18 protein-coding genes and 1 tRNA gene are annotated in these 21,628 nt (G+C 61.7%); 7 read left to right on the top strand and 12 right to left on the bottom strand.

What is annotated here, in order from left to right:
* Positions 1-52: 52 nt before the first annotated feature.
* The 4 genes from NQ018_RS03680 to NQ018_RS03665 all read right to left on the bottom strand — a co-directional run bounded on the left by NQ018_RS03680 (position 53) and on the right by NQ018_RS03665 (position 3,816).
* Complete coding sequence (locus NQ018_RS03680; protein WP_257058527.1) at positions 53-1,078, bottom strand: PE-PPE domain-containing protein; 1,026 nt, start codon at positions 1,076-1,078, stop codon at positions 53-55.
* Between the two features lie 134 nt (positions 1,079-1,212).
* Entirely contained in the window at positions 1,213-1,596 is a 384-nt protein-coding gene (locus NQ018_RS03675) for a hypothetical protein (RefSeq protein ID WP_257058525.1), read from the bottom strand.
* Positions 1,593-2,867 (bottom strand): cysteine--1-D-myo-inosityl 2-amino-2-deoxy-alpha-D-glucopyranoside ligase, encoded by a 1,275-nt coding sequence (gene mshC, locus NQ018_RS03670; RefSeq protein ID WP_257058522.1) that lies wholly within the window; start codon positions 2,865-2,867, stop codon positions 1,593-1,595. Before mshC ends, NQ018_RS03675 begins: the two co-directional genes overlap by 4 nt.
* Before the next feature lie 124 nt (positions 2,868-2,991).
* Positions 2,992-3,816 (bottom strand): undecaprenyl-diphosphate phosphatase, encoded by an 825-nt coding sequence (locus NQ018_RS03665; protein ID WP_257052691.1) that lies wholly within the window; start codon positions 3,814-3,816, stop codon positions 2,992-2,994.
* An 85-nt stretch (positions 3,817-3,901) separates the two neighbouring features.
* On the opposite strand from NQ018_RS03665, the gene NQ018_RS03660 reads away from it, so the two are divergent.
* Genes NQ018_RS03660 through NQ018_RS03650 form a run of 3 tightly spaced genes read left to right on the top strand, consistent with a single transcriptional unit; the run spans position 3,902 to position 7,083 of the window.
* Positions 3,902-4,867 (top strand): aldo/keto reductase, encoded by a 966-nt coding sequence (locus NQ018_RS03660; protein ID WP_257058517.1) that lies wholly within the window; start codon positions 3,902-3,904, stop codon positions 4,865-4,867.
* Between the two features lie 23 nt (positions 4,868-4,890).
* The gene (locus NQ018_RS03655; protein WP_257058515.1) at positions 4,891-5,928 is read left to right on the top strand and encodes a YncE family protein; all 1,038 of its coding nucleotides are present in this window, start codon (positions 4,891-4,893) and stop codon (positions 5,926-5,928) included.
* Between the two features lie 45 nt (positions 5,929-5,973).
* Positions 5,974-7,083: a quinone-dependent dihydroorotate dehydrogenase gene (locus NQ018_RS03650; protein WP_257058512.1), complete on the top strand. Its 1,110-nt coding sequence runs from the start codon at positions 5,974-5,976 to the stop codon at positions 7,081-7,083.
* Positions 7,084-7,143: 60 nt separating this feature from the next.
* Here the strand turns inward: NQ018_RS03650 and NQ018_RS03645 are convergent, their stop codons facing one another.
* The 4 genes from NQ018_RS03645 to NQ018_RS11495 are packed head-to-tail and all read right to left on the bottom strand — an operon-like array spanning position 7,144 to position 11,506.
* Positions 7,144-7,533 (bottom strand): hypothetical protein, encoded by a 390-nt coding sequence (locus NQ018_RS03645; RefSeq protein ID WP_257052640.1) that lies wholly within the window; start codon positions 7,531-7,533, stop codon positions 7,144-7,146.
* Positions 7,526-8,050 carry a YbhB/YbcL family Raf kinase inhibitor-like protein gene (locus NQ018_RS03640; RefSeq protein ID WP_257058495.1) on the bottom strand — a complete coding sequence of 175 codons (525 nt, stop codon included), beginning with the start codon at positions 8,048-8,050 and terminating at the stop codon, positions 7,526-7,528. Before NQ018_RS03640 ends, NQ018_RS03645 begins: the two co-directional genes overlap by 8 nt.
* Positions 8,051-8,093: 43 nt before the next feature.
* Positions 8,094-9,917, bottom strand: coding sequence for an ABC transporter ATP-binding protein (locus tag NQ018_RS03635; RefSeq protein WP_257058492.1), 1,824 nt, complete (start codon positions 9,915-9,917; stop codon positions 8,094-8,096).
* A complete protein-coding gene (locus NQ018_RS11495; protein WP_306428898.1) occupies positions 9,914-11,506 on the bottom strand; it encodes an ABC transporter transmembrane domain-containing protein in 1,593 nt (530 codons plus the stop codon). The genes NQ018_RS03635 and NQ018_RS11495 overlap by 4 nt, the downstream gene beginning before the upstream one ends.
* Before the next feature lie 436 nt (positions 11,507-11,942).
* Here NQ018_RS11495 and NQ018_RS03620 point away from each other — a divergent pair.
* A tRNA-Leu gene (locus NQ018_RS03620) sits at positions 11,943-12,028 on the top strand.
* A gap of 82 nt (positions 12,029-12,110) precedes the next feature.
* The gene (locus NQ018_RS03615) at positions 12,111-13,556 is read left to right on the top strand and encodes an SDR family NAD(P)-dependent oxidoreductase (protein ID WP_257058489.1); all 1,446 of its coding nucleotides are present in this window, start codon (positions 12,111-12,113) and stop codon (positions 13,554-13,556) included.
* Here the strand turns inward: NQ018_RS03615 and meaB are convergent.
* The 3 genes from meaB to NQ018_RS03600 form a co-directional block, all read right to left on the bottom strand.
* Positions 13,528-14,637 (bottom strand): methylmalonyl Co-A mutase-associated GTPase MeaB, encoded by a 1,110-nt coding sequence (meaB, locus tag NQ018_RS03610; RefSeq protein WP_257058488.1) that lies wholly within the window; start codon positions 14,635-14,637, stop codon positions 13,528-13,530. The two genes, NQ018_RS03615 and meaB, sit on opposite strands and share 29 nt — an antisense overlap.
* A gap of 100 nt (positions 14,638-14,737) precedes the next feature.
* On the bottom strand, positions 14,738-16,936 hold the full coding sequence (gene scpA, locus NQ018_RS03605; protein ID WP_257038091.1) for a methylmalonyl-CoA mutase: 2,199 nt from the start codon (positions 16,934-16,936) through the stop codon (positions 14,738-14,740).
* A gap of 6 nt (positions 16,937-16,942) precedes the next feature.
* A complete protein-coding gene (locus NQ018_RS03600; protein ID WP_257058486.1) occupies positions 16,943-18,754 on the bottom strand; it encodes a methylmalonyl-CoA mutase family protein in 1,812 nt (603 codons plus the stop codon).
* A gap of 249 nt (positions 18,755-19,003) precedes the next feature.
* Between NQ018_RS03600 and NQ018_RS03595 the strand changes: the two genes are divergently transcribed.
* A complete protein-coding gene (locus tag NQ018_RS03595; protein WP_257058483.1) occupies positions 19,004-19,699 on the top strand; it encodes a TVP38/TMEM64 family protein in 696 nt (231 codons plus the stop codon).
* Between the two features lie 28 nt (positions 19,700-19,727).
* Entirely contained in the window at positions 19,728-20,330 is a 603-nt protein-coding gene (locus NQ018_RS03590) for a MarR family transcriptional regulator (protein ID WP_257038088.1), read from the top strand.
* Here the strand turns inward: NQ018_RS03590 and NQ018_RS03585 are convergent.
* On the bottom strand, positions 20,327-21,619 hold the full coding sequence (locus NQ018_RS03585; RefSeq protein ID WP_444861397.1) for an SPFH domain-containing protein: 1,293 nt from the start codon (positions 21,617-21,619) through the stop codon (positions 20,327-20,329). The two genes, NQ018_RS03590 and NQ018_RS03585, sit on opposite strands and share 4 nt — an antisense overlap.
* Positions 21,620-21,628 lie beyond the last annotated feature (9 nt).

Raw genomic sequence — 21,628 nt, 5'->3', positions numbered from 1 at the left:
CAAGCTCCGGGGCCGCGAGCGCGCGCCCCAAGCACCCCTCCCCAACCTGCCCCTAGCCGGTTTTACCTGCGCGGACGGTACGCAGCACCACTTGGGTGGCTTGGGAAATGAACTCTGCTTCCTGCGCTCGGTGCTTCGGGAACAGCATGAGGTTTTCCGCCGTGGACCCGGCGGTGATGTTCGCGGCCTCGCGCTGAGGATCAAAGTAATGCGCGTGAATATTAATGCGCCCTAGGTCCACCAGTAACAGCCCACTGAACCCCAGTTGGCATACATAATCCCCGGCGAAGCATAGACGCAGGTGCGAAACCCGCTGGTCCGGCAGGTAGAGCGGAATCGGAAGGTATCCGTGCAGGTTGGGCAACGTAGCCGTCTCGGCCAGAATGCCGGAAACCGGCTGGAAAGGATCGACCAACGTCATGGCAGTCACTGTGTTCCCTCGCGCCGTCACCCGCTCATAGAGCCAAGGTTCCACGGCATTGTTCACCAATATGCCCTGGCTGTAGCCGGCCAGCAGATAGTTTGGCGTGCAACCGGTGTCCCGCTCAAAGGCCTCGATAGCCGCCTTGGTGTGGGTGATCCCCATGTCCATGCTCGTGTTGAAGCCCTGCACGACCTCACGAACCACCCCGCGAGGCCCCTTTTCCCGCAGGTCAACGCGCGCCTCCGAGGACCCCGAAAGGCTTACGTGTTCCAGGTACTCCGGAAAAGGAATCTCTGCCGGGTACTCGCTCGGCGGTAGCGCGATCACCGGCAGCGGCGCCAACGCACGGGCATCCGCATCTGGGTGCGCAGCCAGCGCCGCATTGAGTGAATTGAGGAAGCCTCGGAGGTTGGGTGAAAGGTTGTCCGTTCCCAACTGCTCCGGCTTGTTTTGGTTGCTTCCGCGGCTCGCCACCACCACCAGCGGCGCGCATTCCCGCGGCTGGGATGCTTGGGTTTGGGTAGCTTGGACAGCCTGGGCAGCTTGGGCGCCGCTTCCCGACGCCAGCACGGCGCCTGCGCAGCTCACCGCGGCTAGGCCGATTGCGGCGAGACGGCGGATAAGAGGGCGAATTTGAGGCTTGTGGGTTCCCATTGTGAGCTCCTTTGAGGGAAAAGGTGCAGACTTAGGAACTATTGAACACTATTTGAAACTGAATATCTCACTCAGTGAGCTTCAGTGAGCTACAGCACCCCCACAAATGGTGCTGAAACTTGGAGACACGGCCACTAGTCCTCTGTGGCTTCATCCCCGCCGAAGGCCGGCAGCTCACCGATGTCTCCGTAGCCCGCATCCTGCCAAGCAACCTCGATGAATTGGTGAAGCTCCACCTCTTCTTCGTTATCGATGACCATCCAGAAGTAGCGTTCATTGAACGCATCCAGGGTTTCGATGAGCGCTGCGGTGGTTTGCGAAGGATCCACCCCCACCTCATAGGTTTGTTTGAGAAAACCGCGCAGGATGGCCTCAAGTTCACCCACGGCATTAGCCGGAAATGGCTGTTCCCAGTATTGGCGCTCCTCTGGGCGCAGGTAGGAGCCGGTTGCAACGGCTTCGAGCGTGGCAAGCAGGTCATCCAACAGCTCAGGGGCGAGCGGGCGGTTCTGCGTCATAGCTTCACTCCAAGCAAGGCATCCAGGGCTTGGGCAACCACCATGCCCGCTTTCGAATCCGCCTCAGCCTCCGTCCCTGAAACGGTGGCTTGCTCAAGCTGCTCGTGTGCCCACGCGTCTACCGCGGCCAATGCAGCTGGGGTGTTGAGGTCATTGGCCAAAAGGTCGGAGACTTCAAAAATGAGATTGTGGGCCAGGGTGACGTCGGTAGCCGCACTGCATGCCTGTGCCCAGAGTTGCCTGCGTTGCTGCGCGTGCTGGAGGAGTTCCTCGCTCCAACTACGGTCCGTCCGGTAGTGCCCGGCGAACAGCCCTAGGCGGATTTCGCTAGGGTGTACTCCCCTCGCGCGCAGCCGAGAGACGAACTCAAGGTTGCCCAGGGATTTGCTCATTTTTTCGCCGTCGAGCTCAATCATTCCGGTGTGCACATAGTGGTTGGCCATCCTCGGCACCCCGTGCGCCGCCTCTGCGTGGGCCGCGGAGAACTCGTGGTGCGGGAACAGCAGGTCGCTGCCGCCGCCCTGAATGGCAAAGTGCACACCCAGGCGGTTGGTGGCGATCGCGGAACACTCCACATGCCAGCCAGGGCGACCCGCACCAAAGGGCGCCTGCCACGCTGGTTCACCAGGGCGTTCGGCGCGCCACAAGAGGGCGTCGAGCGGATCCCGCTTGCCAGGGCGCTCTGGGTCCCCACCGCGTTGGGCGAACAACTCCAGCATCTGTGCGCGGTCCAGGCGAGATTCATATCCGAACTGGCTCGTGGCATTAATACTCGCGTAGATGTCCGGGTATTCATCACCTACGAGCTGGTACGCCGCCCCTACCTCGAGCAGACGCTGCACCATTGCCACAACCTCGTCCACACTCTCCATGGCGCCGATGTAATCGCGCGGCGGGAGCACGCTGAGTGCCTCCATGTCACTGCGGAACAGGTCAATCTGGGAGCTGCCAAGTTCACGCCAATCCACTCCGTCGCGCTCAGCGCGCTCAAAGAGCGGATCGTCAACGTCGGTGATGTTTTGCACGTAGTGCACCTTGTGGCCGCGGGCCAACAACTGGCGGTAAACCAGGTCGAAGGTCAAGTAGGTGGCCGCATGACCCAGGTGCGTGGAGTCATAAGGGGTGATACCGCACACGTACATCCCCACCTCTGGCCCACTCACGTCCACGGGGGTCACAGCCCGGTGCGAGCTGTCATACAACTCCAGCACCGAGGTTGGCACCAACTCCTGCGGGAGAACTGGAACGGTAGGTTCAGGCCATGAATGCATGATTCACACCTTAGCGTGCCACAACCCAGCGCGCCCATCCCCCTCTGAGCGCTCGCCTGCTATCCCACCATAACGCCCGTTAAGGCTACTCTGGCTGCTCTGCCTGCTCTGCCTGCTCTGGCTGCTATGGCTGCAGCACGCCCGTTGCCAGCAGGCCCATCACAGCCAAGCCCACCGGGATGCGGTACGCAGCAAACCAGGCAAAGGAATTGTTGGAAACAAACTTGAGCAGCCAAGCAATTGAGGCGTAGCCGAGGACAAAACAAATCACGGTGCCTACGAGGAGCTGGGCCCCGGTTGCCGCTTGGCCGGCGGTGGGATTGAAGGCGTCGGGAAGCGAGAACAAACCGGATGCAAACACCGCTGGGATAGCCAGCAAGAAGGAAAATCGTGCCGCAACCTCGCGGTCAAGGCCAGTGAACAGACCTGCGGAGATCGTGCCGCCGGAGCGGGAGACACCTGGGATCAGCGCGAGGCACTGAGCGAAACCCATGATGAGGGCGTCTTTGTACGTAAGTTCGGTGTAGCCGCGGTTCTTCTTGCCCCAGCGCTCCGCAGCGATGAACACGAAGGAGAACAGCACGAGCACGGTGGCGGTGATCCAGAGGTTGCGCAGCGCGTCGCGAATGTAATCCTTGGCCAGAAAGCCGATCACTGCAACCGGGATCGAGCCCAGGATCACCATCCAGCCCATACGGTATTCAAAACCGCGGGCGTGCTTGTTGAACAGCCCGCGCAACCAGCCGGATGCGATGTTGAAGATGTCTTTGGCAAAAAACACCAACACAGCGAGTTCGGTGCCGAGCTGCACCACGGCGGTAAAGGAGGCCCCGGCGTCTTGGCCCCAGAACAGCTCGGACACGATGCGCAAATGCCCGGAGGAGCTGATGGGAAGGAACTCCGTGAGGCCCTGCACGATGGAGAGCACGATGACTTGCCACCAGGACATGTCCGTGGTGGCGCCAACTTGGGCTTGGGCAAGGATGGCGATTTCTGAATTCACAAGGTGCAACGCTACTACTACTGTGAAGCAAGTGAAGTATCTACCAGTGGGTCGCAGCGGACTAAAAGTTTCCAACCTGGGTTTGGGCACCCAAACATGGGGCCGTGGCACGAGCCAGGACGATGCCACCGCGATGCTTCAGCAGTACTACCTACAAGGCGGCAACTTTGTGGAGCTGGCCCCTGACGCATTCACCATGTTCGCCACCGCAGCCGCCGCAACCGGCATCAACAAGGATCGCGATGAACTGGTGCTTTCCGTTGCCTCTGGCGTGGATGAGCGAGCAACCTACGGGCATCGAGTGGATACCTCCAGGCGCAATCTGCTCGCGGAACTGGATCACGCGCTGCGCTCCCTCCAGGTGGATCACATCGATCTGTGGACCGTGGGTCACTGGGATCCGCAGGTCCCCTGCGAGGAAGTAGCACACACCCTGAGCACTGCGATCAACCAGGGCAAAGTCCGCTACGCCGGGGTTCGCGGCTACGAGGGCTGGCAATTGGCGCTGCTGCACAGCCAGATCCCCCACCTGCTGGTTGCCGCGCAGAGTGAATATCACCTGCTTGCCCGCGGCGCCGAAACGCAGTTGATTCCCGCGGCGAGCTACCTAGGCGTCGGCGTGATTGCGGGGGCTCCGATCGCTCACGGCGTGCTCAGCGGCCAGTACCAGCACGGCATCCCTCAGGATTCCAGGGCCGCGCGCGGGCAGCACACCGACGTCCACGCGTTGCTCGCAGCCACCACCGGCGGTGAAAACGGCGAGCACGGCGAGAAGGCCAACCGCGTGCTCCGAGCCCTCGCCGCCCTCGCTACCGCAGCAGAGGGTTTGGGCATCTCAATGGCTGTTGCCGCAAGCGCGTGGGTACGCCAGCAACCGGGCGTGAGCGCGATCGTTTCTACCCCGCGCACCCCGCAGCAGTTGCAGGAGTATCTGGAAAGTGCGCAAGTCCACATTCCCCGCAGCATTCTGGCAGCACTCGACGACGTCACCCTCTAACCCACCTGATAGGCTTGCAGATTGTGAATCGAGACCGCAGCTTCAGCCACATCACCCGCCTCGCTGTGGGTTCCACGCTCGCCGCACTCCTGCTCAGCGCCTGCGGCACCTCAGTGGAGTCCAAGCTCAACACCGAGGAACTCACCGGCGCCATGGGCAACGCCACCCCGGTTGCCTCTCCTGCTTCGAACACCCCCGATGGCGAGGTTCTCGAACTCGGCGAGGAGCTAGCGGAAATCGAGGTGATCGGGCAGACGCTTGCCGTGCGAAGCCAGGATGGCCTCAAGCTCGGCACCCTTGAGGAGTTTCGCGCTGACGACGCAGCCAGCATCACCCTCCCAAGCGAATGCGGGCGCGTTGCGGCCTCCAGCGGGAAGTTTGTGCTCGCCTGTGGCCAAAGCGCATACCTGATTGACCCTGCTGATACGCAACTCCCCGCACCCATTGATCTGGGTGGGTCCTACGACCTCGCCGTGCTCAGTGGCGACAACAAGATCATCGCCGCTTCCACCCAAACAAACCAGGCGGTAGTGCTTTCTGCAGACGGTTCAGATGAGGCTGCGAAGCCCTTCACAGTGGAAGGCACCACCTCCCAACTGGCCTTGAGCACTCGCCCCGATGGCAGCGACGCCGTGGTGCGAATCAACCGCGAAAAGACCCTCATCCAAGACATCGAACTTGAAGAACTCCGCGCCGGGGCGATGCTGCGCGTCGGTTTAGGTGTAGGCGAGATCTCCGCAGGTGAGCAAGGCATGTTCCTGGCCGCGGACACCGTGGGCAACCAGCTCGCCGTGTACCAGTCCTTGGATTTCATCCGCCTTCACCAAACCACCCCCGTAGCAGAAGGCCCGTGGTCCACCGCCTGGGATGCCCAGGGCCAGCGAGCCTTGGTTGCCTCCACCGGAACAAACACCCTGTCCTCCTACCGGCTCAACACCGGCACCCCGGAGCTGGACGCAACCTGGGAAACCATTGCAGACGCCCAACACCTCGCCGTTGTGGGCAATCAGGTGGTGCTGAGCTCCGCGAGCGGCGCCGGCTTGCAAATCATCGACCTTTAACACCCCCCAAAGACGTTTCACCCGCAGCACAAGAGGAGAAAACCTATGCCATCATTCCATGACCTGCGTGTTCGCGCATATCAAGTGGCACTTCGCGGCATGTTCAAGCTATCCCCGGAGCGCATCCACGGCATCATCTCCCAGGGCATGCACGGGCTGCAGGTAGCCACTCCGCTGCGCACTGCTGTAGGCAAGGTCGTGAGTGTGGATGACCCAATCCTGAGCCAGGAAGTCTTCGGCGTGCGCTTCCCCGCACCCCTTGGACTTGCGGCGGGCTTTGACAAAAACGGTGAAGCGCCGGACGCGTGGGCGTCGGTAGGCTTTGGCTACGCGGAGCTGGGCACCGTGACTGCCTCCCCGCAGCCTGGCAACCCTACGCCGAGGCTGTTCCGCCTGCCGCAGGACAAAGCGATCCTCAACCGCATGGGCTTCAACAACGCGGGTGCCGCCGAGGTTGCGCAGAACCTGCGCCGCCGCAGCAGCGACGCCGTAATTGGCATCAACATCGGCAAAACCAAGGTTGTTCCTGCTGAAGACGCGGTGGATGATTATCGCCGCTCGGCATCATTGCTTGGTGACCTCGCGGATTACCTGGTGGTGAACGTCTCCTCCCCCAACACCCCAGGCCTTCGGGATTTGCAGGCAGTGGAGTCTTTGCGCCCGATCCTTAGCGCAGTGCAGGAGGCAACACAGGTGCCGGTGCTGGTGAAGATCGCCCCGGATCTCAGCGACGAGGACGTGGACGCAGTGGCGGACCTTGCCTTGGAGCTCGGGCTGGCCGGCATCGTGGCAACGAACACCACCATCTCCCGCGAGGGACTGAACACCCCGAAGGCCGAGGTGGAAGCCATGGGCGCAGGTGGCATTTCTGGTGCTCCTGTGGCCGAGCGCGCAATGCAAGTGCTGGAACGCCTGCATGAACGCGTGGGTGGGCGCCTGGTTCTCATTGGCGTTGGCGGCATTTCTACCCCGCAGCAGGCCTGGGAGCGCATCGCTGCGGGTGCCTCGCTTCTGCAGGGCTACACCGGCATGATTTACGGTGGGCCGGACTGGATCCGTGACATCCACTTGGGCATCGCCAAGCAATTGCGCGCCCACGGGCTGAACAGCATCGACCAAGCGGTGGGCTCCAAATTGCCGTGGACTTTGGGCTAACAAGACCTGAAAAACGCTGGCCGGAAACCTTCCGACCAGCGTTTTCTTCTTAGCTTCCGCTCATTGCCTACCCGCAGCGCTATTGCGGATGAGGATCGCTCCGAGGAACGCACCCACGGCGTAGAGAAGGAGCCAGTATTGCTGCCAATATGCAAAAGGCTCGTTTGGGACAAAGCGCCCCAACACCACCAGCAGTAATGCTACGGCGAGGGCGACTACCTTCACGATCCCGCCCTCATCCTTGCGGTTCATCGTGGCAAAGCCGCCGAGCAGGGCAATTGCCAAAATGATGAGTATGAAGCGTGGCGTGACGGGGAATGGCGCCATCCATCCGTCGGTGAACACTGAGATCACGCCGAAGATGAACATTGCAAACGCAACTGCCACTAATGCACCACCAACGCGGAAACCCTTGGAGATGGGAGCCTGCCTTGGAGAATCATTAGTCATTCTGGTACCAGCCCCACAGCACGGTGCGCGCAATTGAGTGGAAGTACAGGTTGAAGCCCAACACCGTTGGGGTGGCATCAGCGGGGATGTCGAGCTCCTCTACGTCTACGGCGTGCACAGCGAAGAGGTAGCGGTGCGGGCCGTGGCCTGCTGGGGGCTGCGGACCGTAGTAGCCAACCTTGCCGGAGTCACCCTTCAAGGTGAGGGCCAGCTCAGCGGTGCCGGCACCTTGGGCGAGCTCGGTGGTGCTCACCGGGATGTTGCACACAGCCCAGTGCCAGAAACCAGCCGCGGTAGGGGCGTCCGGGTCAAAGCAGGTGATTGCGATGGACTTGGTGCCTTCTGGCAGGTCAGACCACGCGAGGTGGGGGGAAACGTCGTTTCCACCCAGGTGCTGCTCCGCGATCTTGGCACCGTTTTCCAAGTCGTGAGACACCAAGGTGAACGTGGGAAGATTCTTCAGCGGGGCGTAAGGATCTGGCCCCGGGAAGCGGGAATCTTGTGCATAGTCACTCATACGTTTCAGTTTTACAGCATTGCACTAGTGCAAGCGGTGCACTTCACACAGTTTGGTTACCCCCACTCCACCGCGCGTACAACTGTGCGTAGCGCCCACCAAGTGCGAGCAGCTCCGCGTGCGTGCCATCTTCCACGATGCTCCCCTCACTCATCACCAGAATGCGGTCCGCGTCCACGGCTTGGTTAAGGCGGTGGGCCACCACGAGCGCGGTGGAACCCGCAACGATCCTGGTGGCGGCATCCTCCAACGCCTGGGCGGTATCGCTGCCGGCCTCACTGGTTGCCTCATCCAAAATGAGCACCTTCGGCTGTTTGAGCACCACCCTGGCTAGGGCGATGTGCTGGGCAATTTCGGGAGGGAGCTCATGGTGGTTAGCCCCCACGAGTGTGTCTAACGCATGCGGGAACGCGCGCTGGAACGCCACACTTTCCTGATCCAACCCTGCCTCGGCGAGGGCGTGCAACAGGTGCTCGTCGGAAGCCTCTGGTGCCGCCAGACGCAGGTCCTCGCGCAATGTGCCGGAGAACACGTGATTTTCCTGAGACACCAGGGTGATGTTTTGGGCCACCCAATCCGGGTCTACCTGGGCAATGTTGTGCTCGCCCACCGTGATGCTGCCCTCGGTGGGGGCGTGCAGGCCGGCGATCAACTGCGCCAAGGTGGACTTTCCCGCGCCGGAGGTACCCACCAACGCCGTGGTGCTGCCTGGGGCCAGGGTGAGGTTCAGTCCTTCGAGCACCTTGGCGCCATGGGGGTAGGCAAAGCCCAGGTTTGACATCCGGATTTCCACCGGCCGATCGAGCGGCTCGGGGTACGGGAGGTTCTTTTCAGGGTTGATCGTTGCCAGAGCAACCACGCGCCCCAGAGAGGTAAAAGACTGCTGGATTTCCCCGGTAAAGAACATCACGTTGAAGATGTGCACTTCCGCGCGGAAGACCAAAAACACCGCTGCCGACGCCTGGCCCAAGGTAATCGCGTCACTCTGGACCAGCCAGATCGCAGCGAACAGCACGCCCAGGAACCACAAGGCATAGGCGAGTTGGCCGAATTGCAGCAACCGGAGAATGAGCGGCAGTTTGGTTGCCTCGGCGCGGACTGCTACCCAGGAGTCGCGTTCAAAGCGCTGTGCAGCCCAAGTGCCGAACCCAAACGCGCGAATTGTGCCGAGGCCGCGCAGCGTATCCAATTGCGTTGCGTTACGGCGCGACTCCGCCACAGACACCGAATTGGCATATTCCGGCAGCCTCACAATCACGGCGCGCACGGGCAAGTACATAATGGCGATCATCAGGACTACTACCAGGCCGAAGCGCCAATCCAACAAGACCAGGGAAATGAAGGTCATCGGGAGGAGGAACGCCGTGAGGAAGATCCTCTGGCCAATCCAGCCGAAAATCCGCAGTGGTTCTTCAATGTCCCTGGTCATGCGGGTGATCACGTTGCCTGTACCCAGCTCCATGATCGCGGGAATAGGAGCCTGCAACACCGCGTGCAGGGTTTTCCGCCGAAGATCCACCGCCAAGGTGCGCAGCTTTTTGCCAATGAAATAGCTCGAAGCCGCCCTGCCCAAGGCATCCGCCAAGAAAAGCAGGCACACCGTGACAATGACCCCAACGAGCGCATCAGTGCCTTCACCGAAGGGCCACACCGGGGTGCCTGTGACCACATCCACTGAGTAACCGAGGACCGTGGTGGTGGACACCATGAAGCTCAACACCACGAGGTTGAGCAAGCTCATTCCCAACCACCACTTGCGGTTGAGCGGATGATCCAAGGTTGCCAGGTAGCGCAAAACTTCACGGACACTCGCCGGCTTGAGGCTATCCTGCAGCAGGCTGTCCTGGTGTGTTTCGGGAGACGTCATTGCTTCCACAACCTCGAATTCGTCAGCACAATAGTGGTCTTTCCGGCCCGAAACTCCTTCACGTTGCGCACCACCTTGTCCAAGGTCAAAGCATCCAAGCCGGTGGTGGGATCATCCAACAGCAACACCTTTGGCTGCGCCAACAACGCCCTGGCCAAGGCCACGCGCTGGCGCTGGCCGCCCGAAAGATTCAGACCGGCCTCCCCCACCGGAGTGCTGGGCAGCGCGCCGTCCGGCCCGAAGCCACCGAGCCTGCGGACCACGTCCTGCGCACAGGCCGCCTCCAGCGCCGCGAGCACCTGTGTATCACTGTGTTGGCCCAAAGGATCCACATTTTCGCGCAGCGTAGCCTCGAACAAATGCGCCTGGTGCGGGGGCGCAAGCACGCCCGGAAGGGCGCGCAACGCAGCGGCATGTTCCTGGGAACGCGCATCCTGCGGCCACACCTCAAGCCCGGCACTGCCCTCATGCGGCAGAGCGACGTGGGCGGCTGAGGCGCTGGCGGCGTCGTCACCGCTTTTCGCCGCACCGTACAACGTTTCGATCCTGCCCGCCGAGGCCACACCGCGCGCCCACCAGTTCACCGCAAGGTCGAGGCTCTTGCCCAACGCATCGAATGCGGGCGGGGCAAGCATGGTGATGGTGAGGAACTCACCGGCGGTGAATTCGCCGCGGGCCAGCTTGATGCCGGAATATGCGGCCACCACGCCCATGCACAAGGCCGGGACAATCTGGCGGATAAAGCCCAATTTGGACACCAGGGCGTTTTCCTGCAGGCCCAACTTCAACGCGAGCTCAAGCTTGCGCTCGAACTGTGCCTGGGAAGCCTCAACGGCGCCAAGGCCCTTGACCACCCGCGACCCCTGCGCCAAATCGGTGGCGAAGCCCGCGGCATCTGCCTCGGCCTGGCGACGCCGCTGTGCAATTCCCGTGACCGGAGAAGACGTGAGAATACTTGCCGCCGCCGTCAGCGCTGCACCAGCGACGAACATCACCGCCACAACCCACGAAATCGGTCCAACCACCACCACGGCACCAAGCAGGTAGCCGATCATCATTACCGGAAAATTGAAGATCTCTCGAGTCTCCGCAAGGGTAGCGACGTCCGCATCCACCGTGTTCACCACAGCACCCGGGCCCTCGGTGATCTCATCAGCGGAAAGCAAACGCCCGGTCAGCCACATCCGCAACCCATGCATAATCCTGCGGATCGAGAGCGTTCCAAATGCATCCGCCATCGCCTCAGCCCAAATTTGGAAGTAAAACAGCAGTACAAAGCCCCCGAGGATCGCAAGGACCGTTGGCGGAGAACTGAGGGTGAAGTTATGGTCGATGATCCAACCCAGCAGCTTGGGCACCAGGGCTCCTAGGAGGGCGGAGACCACGATGCCGGAGATCGTGAGCGCAACCGCGCCAGGTTCACGAAACACCACGTTGCGTGCGAACTGCTTCGGTGTGCCAAACGTCCAGGTATCGGTGGGCTGGGATTCCGCTGCCAGTTGCGGTGCAGCCTGGCTTTGTGGGGGCGGTTGGCTGGGAACGTACCAGCGCCACAAGCGCCACTGGCGGGCCGGACGTGCAGTATTCATGAATGGCAGATTAGCAAAAGCAAGGGTGTGCAAAGGATTCCGGAGGACGCTCTGCGGATGGTTGTGGGGCTGTGGGGCTGTGGAGCTTTGGGCCAACTTGCGCGCGGGTGCGTTGGTCGATAGGACGCGTTGGTCGATAGCCCAAAGTCGATAGGACCCGATTTTCCCAAAAATGGGCCGTCCTATCGACCAACAACACGGCCTATCGACTTTAACCTATCGACCAACGCCAAAGACGGCCCCAAAAGCCGAAACCCAAAACCCCAATACCCAATACCCAATACCCAATACCCAAGACCCAAATCCGGACCCAGGCTGTGCGGATCCCACCCACCAGCACCCCACAAACACACCTTTGACAAGGCGATTTGTGGTTACACGCGCATACCTTTATAGTTATGCAAGTGCCCAGCCGAAAGGCTGAACAACACCCAAAGCCCGGGTGGCGGAATGGCAGACGCGCTAGCTTGAGGTGCTAGTGTCCTACTAACGGACGTGGGGGTTCAAGTCCCCCCTCGGGCACAACATATCGAAGTCTCGCAGTACCCACCAGGGTGTTGCGAGATTTTTTGTTCACCAACACCCCTTGCCGCCGAAGGGCACCATGGACCACACACGGATCACGCAGAAAGACCTGGCTACCACACTTCGCGTGCTTGAAGCAGCCGCCGAGCTCAACCAGGACTCCCCCGAAGCCCAGCAGCTCCGAAAGGCACTTTCCGGTCTCTACAAACAGTGGAAGAAGGCGCGCCGCCAGGAGGCCAAACAGGAACGCCGCAACGCTGACGAACAGATCCTCCGTCGCACCGCCACAGCCAGCGCCAATCGAGTAGATGACGAAACCGCCGGACTCCTCATCTCCCCCTTGGGCCAAAAGCCGGTTGCGCTCGAAGCCGGCGCGGTAGCCACGCCGCACGGGTTCGCCGGCAAGCTCCGGAAAGCGCAGAACTGCTACGTCTGCAAGAAGCCCTACACCTTAGTGGATAGCTTCCATCACCAGCTCTGCCCGGATTGCGCCGCGGACAATCGCCGGCGTCGCGAGGCCTCCGTGGACCTCAGCGGCAGGCGCGCCCTCCTCACCGGCGGACGGGCAAAAATCGGCATGTATATCGCGTTGAAGCTCCTGCGCGACGGCGCTGACCTCACCATCACCACCCGCTTCCCCGCCGACGCCGCCCGCAGGTTCGCCGCAGTAGCCGACTCCCCCGAGTGGCTGCACCGCCTGAACGTCGTTGGCATTGACCTGCGTAACCCCGCTCGCGTCGCCGAGTTCGCGGAAGACTTCGCCAAAGCACCCGTAGACATCCTGATCAACAACGCCGCGCAGACAGTCCGGCGCAGCCCCGGAGCCTACAGTGGGCTTATCGACGCCGAGCAGGCCACACTCACCGGCGCCGCAGCGGAGGTCAAGGTGCTGAGCTACGGCCCCACCCACAATTTGCACCCCCAACAGCTCGAAAGCGCCAACGCAGCGCAACGCTGGGTAGACGAGAGCATGCTCGCGCTGCAGGCCGGGGCACACACGGAGCAAACCGTAGACGCGGGTGGGTTAATCCCTGACCTGGTGAGCCACAACTCCTGGGTGGCCAAGGTGGGCGAGGTCGATCCTATTGAAATGCTCGAGGTGCAACTTTGCAATGCCACTGCCCCGTTCATTTTGTTGAACCGGCTGCGCCCGGCGCTCATCGCAGCGAAGGCCCGGAGGAAGTATGTGGTTAACGTTTCGGCGATGGAAGGCGTGTTCGGCCGCGGCTATAAGGGGCCCGGGCATCCACACACCAACATGGCGAAAGCCGCGCTCAACATGCTCACCCGGACAGTGGCCGGGGAGCTCGTGGAGCACGGCGTGCTGGTGACGGCGGTGGACACGGGGTGGATTACGGACGAACGCCCGCACACCACCAAGCAGCGCCTCCACAAGGAGGGATTCCGCGCCCCGCTCGACCTCGTTGACGGAGCCGCCAGGGTGTACGACCCAATCGTGCAGGGTGAAAACGGCGTGGACCTCTATGGCTGTTTCCTTAAGGATTACCGCCCTCATCCGTGGTAACGCCGTCGAAGGCGTCCAGCACCTGCTGCGCCGCGAGCGTTGGGGTGATCTGGGCGTCGCGGAGCTGGCGTTCCGCCAACTTCGAGGCGCTGATTACGTCCGGGTTCGTGTTGAGCCGCTGGAGCAGGGTTTCGTGCACCATGGACCACATCCACTGCACCTGCTGTTCGCGGCGGTTGTGCTCAAAGCGGCCTGATTCCAGCATCACCGCGTGGTGGTCCTTGACCACCTGCCAAAAATCATCAATTCCCTGGTGCTCAATCGCGGAAATGGTGATGGTGGGTGGATGCCAGAGCGCGTCCTCCTGGCGGACCATGCGCATGGCTGCGGCCAGCTCGCGCGCAGCGCGTTTGGCGTTTTTCAGATTGGGGCCGTCGGCTTTGTTAATGGCGATGAGATCCGCCATCTCCAGCACGCCCTTCTTGATGCCTTGGAGCTGGTCGCCGGCTCCGGCGAGTGCGAGGAAGGTGAAGCAGTCCACCATCTGGCTCACCGCCACCTCGGATTGGCCCACGCCTACGGTTTCCACCAGGATGACGTCGTAACCTGCGGCTTCAAAGACCACCATGGATTCCCTGGTTGCCTTGGCTACGCCGCCGAGCGTGCCCGCGGAGGGTGAGGGACGGATGAAAGCGTCGTCCTCGCGGGCCAGCTTTGCCATGCGGGTCTTATCACCCAGGATCGATCCACGGGTCTTGGTGGAGGATGGATCGATCGCGAGCACCGCCACCTTGTGACCGTCGTTGATGAGTTTCATGCCGAGCGCCTCAATGAACGTGGACTTGCCCACGCCTGGGACGCCGGTGATGCCAACTCGCAAGGCTTTGCCGGAAAACGGCAGCAGGCGGACCAGCAGCTCTTGAGCGAGCACACGGTGCGCCGGCGCGGTGGATTCCAGCAGGGTGATTGCCCGAGACATCAGGGTCCGGTTGCGGCTGCGCACTCCTTCAAAGAGCTCGTCGATGTCTATGCGCCTGCGTGCGCGCTTGATCACCTCCGGGGCCACTGCGGTTGCCTCACCGAGGTCGGTTCCCGCGGTGGTGAGCAGCGATCCTAGGTGGTGTTCCAAAAACTCGTTCATGGTGGGGTGCTCCTTGAATGTGGCAACACCGGCCCCGCATATGTTCATGAGGGGCCGGTGTGTTCGAGGTGGACTACCTGCTGGTATGACTCAGCGACTGCTAGACGTCGAGTTCAATACCAAGGTTGGCTGCCAGCTTGGTCAGCATGTCGATCGCCGACTCCGCAACCACGGTGCCTGGTGGGTAGATTGCCACGGCACCGTCGTCGTAGAGCTCTTGGAAATCGCCCGGTGGGATCACGCCACCAACCACGATCATGATGTCCTCGCGGCCAAGCTTGGCCAGCTCCTCCTTGAGCGCAGGCACCAGGGTGAGGTGGCCTGCGGCGAGGGAGGACACGCCGACGACGTGCACGTCGGCATCCACAGCCGCGCGAGCTGCCTCGGCTGGGGTCTGGAACAGCGGTCCGACGTCTACGTCCATGCCGAGGTCAGCGTATGCGGACGCAACCACCTTCTGGCCGCGGTCGTGGCCGTCCTGGCCCATCTTGGCGATGAAGATGCGTGGGCGGCGGCCTTCCTCAGCCTCAAAGGCGTCAGCCATGCGGATGGCCTTCTCCACGTTATCCACGGTGCCCTCCTTGCCAACTTCTTCCTTGTACACGCCGGACAGCGTGCGGATCTCAGCCTCGTGGCGGCCAAAGACCTTCTCCAAGGCGTCAGAGATCTCACCGACGGTTGCCTTAGCGCGAGCGGCGTCCACGGAGAGCTTGAGCAGGTTCTGCTCCAGGTCACCTGGCTCCTTGTGCTCGTTTTGGGCTGCGGCGGTCAGGGCGTCGAGTGCGCGCTGCACCTCTGCCTCATCGCGCTCTGCACGGAGCTGCTCGAGCTTTGCGATCTGCTCTGCACGCACCTTGGTGTTGTCCACCTTGAGCACTTCAATCTGCTCGTCTTCCTCAACCACGTACTTGTTCACGCCGATCAGGGCCTGGCGGCCAGAGTCAATGCGTGCCTGGGTACGGGCAGCGGATTCCTCGATGCGCAGCTTGGGGATGCCCTCGATGGTTGCCTGGGCCATACCACCCGCGGCCTCCACCTCTTCGATGTGCTTGCGTGCACGCTCAACTAGCTGCTCGGTGAGCCACTCGATGTAGTAGGAGCCGGCCCAAGGATCAACAGGGGCGGTGGTGCCGGATTCCTGCTGCAGCAGCAACTGGGTGTTGCGGGCGATGCGAGCGGAGAAGTCCGTTGGCAGCGCCAGTGCCTCGTCCAGTGCATTGGTGTGCAGGGACTGAGTGTGGCCTTGGGTTGCGCCCATTGCTTCGATGGCGGTGCGGGCCACGTTGTTGAAGACGTCCTGGGCGGTCAGGGACCAACCGGAGGTCTGGGAGTGGGTACGCAGGGACTGCGACTTGGGGTTCTTTGGATCGAACTTGGCAACCAGTTCGCTCCACAGCAGGCGGCCAGCGCGCAGCTTTGCGATCTCCATGAAGGTGTTCATGGAAATGCCCCAGAAGAAGGAGAGGCGTGGTGCGAACTTGTCTACGTCCAGGCCAACTTCCTTACCTGCACGGATGTACTCAATACCATCAGCCAGGGTGTATGCCAGCTCCAGGTCAGCGGTCGCACCAGCTTCCTGGATGTGATAGCCGGAGATGGAGATGGAGTTGAAGCGAGGCATCTTCAAAGAGGTGTACTCGAAGATGTTGGAGATGATCCTCATGGAGGGCTTTGGTGGGTAAATGTAGGTGTTACGCACCATGAACTCTTTGAGGATGTCGTTCTGGATGGTGCCGGCGAGCTGCTCCGGCGGCACGCCCTGCTCCTCAGCGGCAACGATGTACAGCGCCAGAATTGGCAGCACCGCACCGTTCATGGTCATGGACACGGAAACGTTGCCCAGGTCAATGCCCTCGAAGAGCTGGCGCATGTCCAGGATCGAGTCGATGGCAACGCCGGCCATACCGACGTCACCAACTACGCGCTCATTGTCGGAGTCGTATCCACGGTGGGTGGCCAGGTCGAAGGCCACGGAGAGGCCTTTTTGGCCGGCGGCGAGGTTACGACGGTAGAAGGCGTTGGACTCCGCAGCGGTGGAGAAGCCAGCGTACTGGCGGATGGTCCACGGCTGGTTGGTGTACATCGTGGGGTATGGGCCACGCATGAACGGTGGCATACCGGGGAAGGAATCCAGCTGCTCGGCGGCTACGGAATCGTCGCGGTCCTCGCGGTTGAACACGCGGGGGACGTCGATGCCTTCAGGGGTGGTCCACACCTGCTCGCGCAGCGCGGCGGCGTCGGTAGCGCCGGAGTGCTCTGGGGTTGCTGGGGTCTGTGCAAAATTCGGGATGGTGCTCATGGTGGCTTACGCTCCCAACTTTTCAAGCAGCGCTTCAAGCTCTGCGGCTGCGTCGATCTTCAGGTTGAGGTAACCGTCTGCGGTGAACTCATCGTTCGGTGCGCCCGCAACGAGGATGTGCTCCACACCTGCGGCGCGCAGGGCCTCGAAGGCCTCCTTGCCGTTGGCCACATACTCGGCGTCAGTACCGCAGATCACTGCGATTGGCGCAGCCTTGGCTGCCTCATCAAATTCAGGGGTGCCAGGCACAACTTGGCCTGGGTTCAAAGCCTCAATGCCGCCAGAAGCCAGCAGGTTGGTGGCAAAGCCGGTACGGATGTTGTGCTTGGCCAACGGGCCAAGTGGGATCAGGGCGATCCGTGGGCGGTTGCCCTTGACCTCCTGGAAAGCGTCCGAACGGTTGCGCATAGCTTCGAACTGCGCTGCCCAGCGGCGCACATGGGTTGGCTCCACGCGGAGGTCCGCAGGAAGCGCGGCCTCTGCGAGGTTCGGGAACTCGTTGATTGCGGTGAGCTTCTTGGTGCGGTGCGCGATGTCATTGCGAACCTTCTCATGGGAAGCATCCAGCAGTTCCTTTACGGCACCCGCGTTAACGGCCTGAGCAAAGCCACCCTTGGACTCGATGTCCTGGAACACCGCCCAAGCCTTCTCGGCGAGCTGGTTGGTGAGCTGCTCCACGTAGTAGGAGCCGCCGGCTGGGTCGATCACGTGGCCCAGGTGGGACTCTTCCAGGAGCAACAGGTTGGTGTTGCGGGCAATGCGGTGCGCAAACGTGCGGGAGGTGTTGGGCAGGCCACCTGAGATTGCCCAGTCGAAGGTGAGCACCTCAACATCGGTAGCGCCACCCACACCGCCTGCGAAGGCGGCCACAGTGGAACGCAGCATGTTCACCCATGGATCGCGCTGGCTGAACATCACCGGTGCGGTCAGGGCATGCTGTGGTGCACAGCCATGGTCTGCGGCACCCAGCACCTCTGCAACGCGAGCCCACAGGGTGCGTGCGGCACGCAGCTTGGAGATCTGCGCAAATTGGTCATCGCTGACCGCATAGCGGAAGGAAAGCTGGCCCAGAGCCTGCTCGACGCTCAGGCCGGCATCTGTCAGAGCGCGCAGGTAATCCACACCCGCGGCGATTGCGAGGCCGATTTCCTCGCCATCAGTTGCACCCTGGTTGGAAAGCGATACGGCGTCCACCAGAATCGCCCGGGTGTTTTCCCGGTTTGCAGCCTCTTTTGCCAGTTCCACAGCGGCGTCAAGATCCACAGATGGGGAGCCATCAACCAAAGAAGTCAGCGGCGAGGCGCCGAGCTCCAGACGCACCGGGGTGCCCTCTTGCGCGTCGGCAAGCTCGTAGAGTGCCTGAGCCTGCTTCGCGGTAGCCAGACCTGCGTTCAGGCGGACGGGTGCGTACTGGAACAGCACACCCTTGAGCAGCTCGGCAAGGATTGGCTCGCCGTAGATGACGAGATCAGTGGTGCCGTTTTCCAGAGCCGCGAGCAGCTCAGCGTTTGTTGCGTTTGCGCCGAAGGATTCGGTGACGCCCCAGCCCACGCCCTCTTGTGCGCCAGCGCCGGCTGCTGCGCGGGTGAATGGGAACTCACCTGGTGCTGCTGCCTCGCGAACTTCATCGACGCGGTTGTAGAGGGGGTTGACTTCAATGCCGTCATAGGTGGTCCGAACGAGCTTGCGCCACACATCAAGAGGAACGTCTGCAACGTCCTTCTTTTGAATGCGCGCAAACACGCTGGCCACAGATTTGTACCAAGCCTGCTGCTTGGCTTCGAATTCCTCGGTTTGGGTAAATCGTGTGTCAGTCACGAGTGGACCCTCTCCCCTTTTTGGTTCATTCAGGCTCCACATCCGCCACAGATGAGCAGAGAAGAGCACGGACAAAACTGTGAATTGTTGGCAAAATTGTGGCGCAAAGGCACAGGGCAACCACGGGGTGACCGGCGCCTCACAGCACGTTTTAGAGTGTAGCCGCAAAGCCACGGGATTTTTCTTCAAACACCCCCCAAACAGACATGAACCCCAACCAAACCCACATCACCGCTAGAGTTATCCAAGGTGAACAGTTTTCTCGAGTTTCTCCGTGGGGTTTTTCGTGACGGATTCAACACCGTTGCAGCCTGGCCTACGTGGAAGAAACTAGCGGTCAGCGCCGCAGGGACTGCCTTCGTGGCGATCACGTTGCTGGCAGACATCCCGAGCCTCCACACCCTCCAACAGTGGTCCATGCAGCAGGGCAGTTGGTTTGTGTTCAGCTTCTTTGCCCTCTACGTGGCCATTACTCAATTTCCCATCCCCCGCACCGTGCTCACATTGAGTTCCGGTGTGCTCTTTGGGCCTGCGCTCGGCGTCGGCGTCGCCCTTGCGGCAACCACCGTCTCCGCGCTGATTTCACTGCTCATCGTGCGCCGCCTGCTTGGCAACTGGATGCGTCCGCGCCTTGCCCATCCGGCGGTGCGCGGTGTCTCTCACCGGCTACACAAGCGGGGCTGGGCATCCATCACCGCACTCCGGATGATTGCGGCGGTGCCGTTTTCCATCCTCAATTATGTTGCAGCGCTCAGCCCCGTGCCTGCTCTTGGCTTCACTGTGGCTACGCTGGTGGGCTCCGCGCCGGGCACGGTGGTCACGGTACTGCTCGGTAACTCGCTGGCCACCGGTGCCGACACCCAAATCGTGCTTGCCACGCTTGGCCTCGCGGCGCTGGGGGTCCTGGGTTTGATCCTCGACACCCGCATTCCAGTCAAGCCCTGAGCGTAGACCTTGCTATGCTGTGGGCATTATGTACGCACTGCATGCCCGTTATCGTGGCCGCGAACGCCGCCGCGCACAGTTTGTGACCCAATCAGCCAAAGCACTCTCCACCCTGGAGGGAGTCGGCGAATTCCAGGTGCTTGGCGTGGAGGACATCTCAGCGGAAATTCACACCGCCGCGGCTGTCACCGACACCACCATGGCGCTGCTATCCGCGGGCGACTGGGCAGTAAGCATCGCAGCCGTTGCCGGCGAAGGCTCGCCTCTGCCGGAACTTGGAGCGGCGTCCGACGCCCCCAGCGCCGCACAACTGCTCGCCCAACGGGAGCTCGGGGCGCATGCCCGCGCGGGAAGCGTGAAGGTGGCCATACAGGGTTACGGACAGGGCGAGCAACAGCTCGCCAGCAACATCTCCGGCACCTTCACCATGCTCGCCTACATCCTGGCAAAGCGCACCGCGGAAGGCCGGGAGGCGACCAGCCTTATGCGCGCCGGACTCAATCAGAATGAGGCCGCAGAAGAATTGGGGATCTCCAAACAAGCGATGAGCCAGCGCCTACAGGCTGCCGGTTGGCAGGCTGAGTTGGCTGGCTATCAGATTGCGCTTTCGCTGCTGAGTCAGGCGCGCTAGTTCGTCTCCGCCCCCGTCTCCGTTTCAGCAGCAAGGTGCCGGGGCTGCTCAGTGGCAGTGGCGTAGGGATTGCCGAAGCCCTGGTCCTGCTCCATCTGCTCGAGCTGCTCGAGCTGCTTGGGCGCTTTGGACTCATCAGCCTCAACATTGACCTCAGCATTGGGCACCGCGGTGTTAGCCACTGCCTCATCCACGGTTTGCTTGGCCACCTTGTTGGCCTCGGCGAGTGCGGCTTGGATTTCTGGGTTGCTGTTGGTGTTGAACCAGGCTTCGTGATCGTCCTCAGAGGCGATGTCCAGTGAGTGTTGATCCGCAGGGGTGGGTTCGTAGCGGAACACCCCGTCTTCACCCTTATTGGCCAGGGCCTTTGCAAACTGCTCCAGGGAATCGCCAAACTGCATTGGAATCATCCACATAGTGGACGCGGAGCCCTGGGCGAGCTGTGGCAACTTCTCTAGGTACTGGTAGGCCAGCACCTCTGGGGTCACCTGAGCGGCCTTGATGGCGGCGTTGACCTTCTGGATCGAGCGCGCCTCACCCTGTGCCTCCAACAGCTTTGCCGCACGGTGGCCCTCGGCGCGCAGAATGGTGGACTCGCGTTCTGCCTCCGCAGCCAGGATGGCTGCATGCTTGGAGCCCTCAGCCTCCAGGATCTGCGCTTGCTTTTCACCCTCAGCTGTGCGGATGTCCGCCTCGCGCTTACCCTCGGCCGCCAAGATGGTGGCGCGCTTCTCACGCTCCGCACGCATCTGCAGCTCCATGGCCTGCTGGATGGATGGTGGTGGATCAATTGCCTTGAGCTCCACGCGGGAAATGCGCAGGCCCCACTTGGTGGTGGCAGCGTCCAGCTCGCCGCGCAGGCGGCGGTTGATCATCTCACGGGACACGAGGGCGTCTTCCAGGGTGATGCCACCCACGACGTCACGAAGCGTCGCCACACTGATCTGCTCCACACCCACGATGTAGTTGTCTACGCCATAAATGGCGCGTTCGGGTTCGTTGATCTGGAAGGTCACCACGGTATCAATGGCCACCGTAATGTTGTCCTGGGTAATCACAGCCTGCGGCGGAAAGGACACCACGCGTTCACGGGTATCAACCCTGGCGCGCACACGGTCCACGAAGGGCACAAGGAGAGAAATCCCGCCGGAAATGGTGCGGGTGTAGCTTCCCAAGCGTTCAATCACCGCGGCTTCACCCTGTGGCACCAGCACAATCGAGCGAGCTACCACCACCAGTGCGAACAATAAGAGCACCGCGACAAAGATCAATTCAAAACTCACGTCGATCCTCAATTC

The organism is Corynebacterium kozikiae (assembly GCF_024580965.1).
Lineage (GTDB): Bacteria > Actinomycetota > Actinomycetes > Mycobacteriales > Mycobacteriaceae > Corynebacterium > Corynebacterium kozikiae.
The sequence above is the reverse complement of the archived record's forward strand: the minus strand, read 5'-3'. Positions and strand labels throughout refer to the sequence as shown.

Bases quoted from the DNA above. Each gene is read 5' to 3' on its own strand.
- NQ018_RS03640 (WP_257058495.1), bottom strand. From the start codon at position 8,050: ATGAGTGACTATGCACAAGATTCCCGCTTCCCGGGGCCAGATCCTTAC.
- NQ018_RS03665 (WP_257052691.1), bottom strand. From the start codon at position 3,816: ATGTCCTGGTGGCAAGTCATCGTGCTCTCCATCGTGCAGGGCCTCACG.
- mshC (WP_257058522.1), bottom strand. From the start codon at position 2,867: ATGCATTCATGGCCTGAACCTACCGTTCCAGTTCTCCCGCAGGAGTTG.
- NQ018_RS11495 (WP_306428898.1), bottom strand. From the start codon at position 11,506: ATGAATACTGCACGTCCGGCCCGCCAGTGGCGCTTGTGGCGCTGGTAC.
- NQ018_RS03590 (WP_257038088.1), top strand. From the start codon at position 19,728: ATGTACGCACTGCATGCCCGTTATCGTGGCCGCGAACGCCGCCGCGCA.
- scpA (WP_257038091.1), bottom strand. From the start codon at position 16,936: ATGAGCACCATCCCGAATTTTGCACAGACCCCAGCAACCCCAGAGCAC.
- NQ018_RS03615 (WP_257058489.1), top strand. From the start codon at position 12,111: ATGGACCACACACGGATCACGCAGAAAGACCTGGCTACCACACTTCGC.
- NQ018_RS03635 (WP_257058492.1), bottom strand. From the start codon at position 9,917: ATGACGTCTCCCGAAACACACCAGGACAGCCTGCTGCAGGATAGCCTC.
- NQ018_RS03645 (WP_257052640.1), bottom strand. From the start codon at position 7,533: ATGACTAATGATTCTCCAAGGCAGGCTCCCATCTCCAAGGGTTTCCGC.
- meaB (WP_257058488.1), bottom strand. From the start codon at position 14,637: ATGAACGAGTTTTTGGAACACCACCTAGGATCGCTGCTCACCACCGCG.
- NQ018_RS03650 (WP_257058512.1), top strand. From the start codon at position 5,974: ATGCCATCATTCCATGACCTGCGTGTTCGCGCATATCAAGTGGCACTT.
- NQ018_RS03675 (WP_257058525.1), bottom strand. From the start codon at position 1,596: ATGACGCAGAACCGCCCGCTCGCCCCTGAGCTGTTGGATGACCTGCTT.
- NQ018_RS03680 (WP_257058527.1), bottom strand. From the start codon at position 1,078: ATGGGAACCCACAAGCCTCAAATTCGCCCTCTTATCCGCCGTCTCGCC.